Raw genomic sequence first — 3,025 nt, 5'->3', positions numbered from 1 at the left:
GCACGGTATATGTGCTTGCGGAACTTTCCGTTGAGGGAATCTCATCAAAACCATAGGGATGTTGTTCACCCTTGTCTATGATAATCTCAGCGTTCTTCTTGAACACTTTTGTTTTCGGCTTAACCGACACTTTTGAAACTCCATTGGTAACCCTATAAATGTCTTCCGAATGAACATTAATATTGCCGTGGGCTTGCAACTCAAAACTCGAGTATAAAAATGCATAGCCTGAATCTATTACCGAAACGTCATCAACCAGAGCCGCAGGCGGCCACAATAGGGTCAGCGTTTCGGAGGCTTCCAATTGATAGCCCCAAGACAACACCAAGGCATCTATTGAGCGGTCTTGTTTTTGATTGTCAGAACTTTCCCTAAGAATTTTCTGCCCATTGTTTCAAAACGAAATGTTTCATCTACATGTATTTCATCAGAGAAGCGGACTTCTTGCGGTACTGAATATTGATTCTGAAAACGACGAAGTACGGAACATTTGTATACAAAACCGCGCCACGTACCAGCTTTGCTTTATAATCGCTATCGTTTCCTTGCAACTTGAAAAATATTGGTGTGTTGCCGGATTTGAAAAAATCGTACTTGCGTTTCGTCCCATTAAGGGTATTGGACAAGAAATAGCTGAAAGAGAATTTGTTAATAGGAATCAGCGTCGGGGCATCGGGCGCAAAATTCGTATTGTTAATCGGCAAAGTGAAGAACGCTTGCTCTGCAGCGGACGACCTTAGCTCGAAAACAACATTATGTTGCTCATAGGCATTAATCTCGTCGCCGCTGAAACGAAGCCCGAGACTAAATGTCTTGTTGCTCTTTTCAAAATAGAACTCGACTCTTTCACGATTGCTCTTTCGTGAGCGCGATTCTATGCTTAGCGCTCCGTATTGTCCCAGATAGTTTTCACACTCGACATCATTGTTGCCGCTGCGATGCCTGAAATGCGGCACCATACTGGTGCTGTACGCGGCGGCGACATAAACTTCTTCACCGCAGCAAGCGCATTCATACCGATACGGTTCAAAGCCGCCACTTTTGGCCGCCAAATCCGCAGATACCTCAGATTGAAGAATAGTATCATACGCCTTTCGCATTCCCACAACGCTCCTTTTAGCAAAATGTTGTTTAGAGATTTTCAGCCCTGATTAGGATTGTTTAGTTCATCCTTTTCAGCGGCCGCTCCCGACCGAATCCACTCGTCTATTTCGGAAATCTTGAACTTCCACTGCCGCCCGACCTTAGAGCATGATAGTTGTCGGCTTCTATGAGGGTATGCCAAGGTGTATCTTCTGAAGAGTTTTTTACTTTTGCAATAGGAGAAAGGGTAGGGAATATGGCTTCGCTGAATTGTGCCACAGCTACCAGGTCATCAAGTTTAAGTTCGAATATTTCGATATTCGCTTTCTGCATACAGGTCACTTTATCATTTTCAATCCGAAATATGTATCATCTATTCTCCCTGTCTTTTTTGCAACTGTACTACCGATTCGGATGGGAACTCCATAGAGGGGAGTACATTCAGGAATATGCTCCTCAAAAACAAGACCGAATTTTTTATTTTTACTCATACGAGCAAACTCCTGCTCCAATCTTTCGCGAAGCGCAGCATCAGGAATTTGACGTATGAGATCGTTTATTGCCGCCATAAGATTAACCCCCTCCTAATACCTAAACTTTAGTCTTCATCCTCTGTTTTAGCTATCTGCTGTTCAAGGAGCTTAAGCTGCTTATCAAAATCTGACTCGAACAGCTTGTCCTGTATAATTCTGTATTTCTCAAATTCACTCTCGGCGTGTTCCTTAGCAATTTGGGCAGATATCCTGCCAGCGTCTGTCAAAACCTCGCGGTCATCTGCCTGCAGGAATATATCAAGTCGCTTTGCCCAATCCTCCATAGTCATCGGAATGTGACGGCGCGCTCTGTCCTCGGCTAAGTCGAGATATGCGGACACGATACGTTCCAAAGAAGATAACTCGTCCCGTGACAGATAGTTTTTTGCAACAGAAACATCGTAACGCTGTATTTTTCCGTCCGGTGCGTCTTCCCATGTAGTTAATCCCATGTGTTCTTTCTTTGAATCGGCTCGGTTATAAATTACTTCAGCTGCCGTCTGTCCGTGAACGGCAAAATGCATCTTGTTCTGAACCTTGGCGAAAAATTCACGGGTTGTCTTTGCGTCTTTATCATAATCGAGAGCGGTAGCGTAAATATCCGTGACTTTTTGATAAAACCTGCGCTCAGAAAGTCGTATCTCACGGATTTTTTCAAGCAGCTTATCATAATACTTTTCGGTCAATACTGAACCGCCATTTTTCAGACGCTCGTCGTCCATGACCCAGCCTTGAATCGTGTAGTCCTTCGCAATTTTATTAACCCATTTCCGGAACTGCACGGCGCGGTCCGAATTGATTTTAAATCCAATAGCGATAATCATCTGCAGATTATAATGTTTAACCTCACGAGTAACTTGGCGCGAACCTTCGGTTTGAACTATTCGGAAATTCCTAATAGTTGCTTCCGGCTCAAGTTCATGATCAGAGTATATTTTCGCAATATGCTCGTTGATTGTCGGTATCTCCACGTCATAAAGTGTTGCAAGCATCTTCTGTGTGAGCCATATATTCTCGTCTTCATAACGCATTTCAACGCTTTGAGGATTATCACCTGTCGCAGCGATGTATGTTAGGTATTCGGCGGCTGAGGAGCGAATATTTTTCTCCTCGGGCGGTTTCTTTTTACTCATCACCATCACCGCCTTTCGGTTCGTCTGGAATTATTTCCATGATATCGCCAATATCGCATTTTAACGCATTACAAATTTTCATCAGCACTGCAGTAGTTACATTTTCGTTTCGACCAAGCTTAGAAATAGCGCCAGGACTTATATCTGCCGCAGCTTGGAGATCTTTCTTTTTCATATCTTTGTCGATTAATAATTTCCATAGCTTTTTGTAGCTAACAGCCATGTTTTTCACCTCATCAGCAATAGTGGAATATCAATGATTAAAATTATACAATA

The 3,025-nt window shown here is 43.1% G+C and carries 4 protein-coding genes and 1 pseudogene; all 5 read right to left on the bottom strand.

Annotation, left to right across the window (positions count from 1 at the left end):
• A pseudogene (locus P378_RS17020) lies at positions 1-304 on the bottom strand (hypothetical protein); the annotation flags it as partial.
• 109 nt (positions 305-413) lie between these two features.
• Entirely contained in the window at positions 414-1,100 is a 687-nt protein-coding gene (locus P378_RS17015) for a hypothetical protein (RefSeq protein WP_099084054.1), read from the bottom strand.
• A 321-nt stretch (positions 1,101-1,421) separates the two neighbouring features.
• Positions 1,422-1,652 carry a hypothetical protein gene (locus P378_RS17010; protein ID WP_099084053.1) on the bottom strand — a complete coding sequence of 77 codons (231 nt, stop codon included), beginning with the start codon at positions 1,650-1,652 and terminating at the stop codon, positions 1,422-1,424.
• 29 nt (positions 1,653-1,681) lie between these two features.
• Positions 1,682-2,749 carry a virulence RhuM family protein gene (locus tag P378_RS17005; RefSeq protein WP_099083795.1) on the bottom strand — a complete coding sequence of 356 codons (1,068 nt, stop codon included), beginning with the start codon at positions 2,747-2,749 and terminating at the stop codon, positions 1,682-1,684.
• The gene (locus P378_RS17000) at positions 2,742-2,972 is read right to left on the bottom strand and encodes a helix-turn-helix domain-containing protein (RefSeq protein ID WP_099083794.1); all 231 of its coding nucleotides are present in this window, start codon (positions 2,970-2,972) and stop codon (positions 2,742-2,744) included. Before P378_RS17000 ends, P378_RS17005 begins: the two co-directional genes overlap by 8 nt.
• Positions 2,973-3,025 lie beyond the last annotated feature (53 nt).

Source organism: Desulforamulus profundi, from assembly GCF_002607855.1.
Note: the sequence above shows the minus strand (reverse complement) of the source record. Positions and strands in the feature narration are given on the sequence as shown.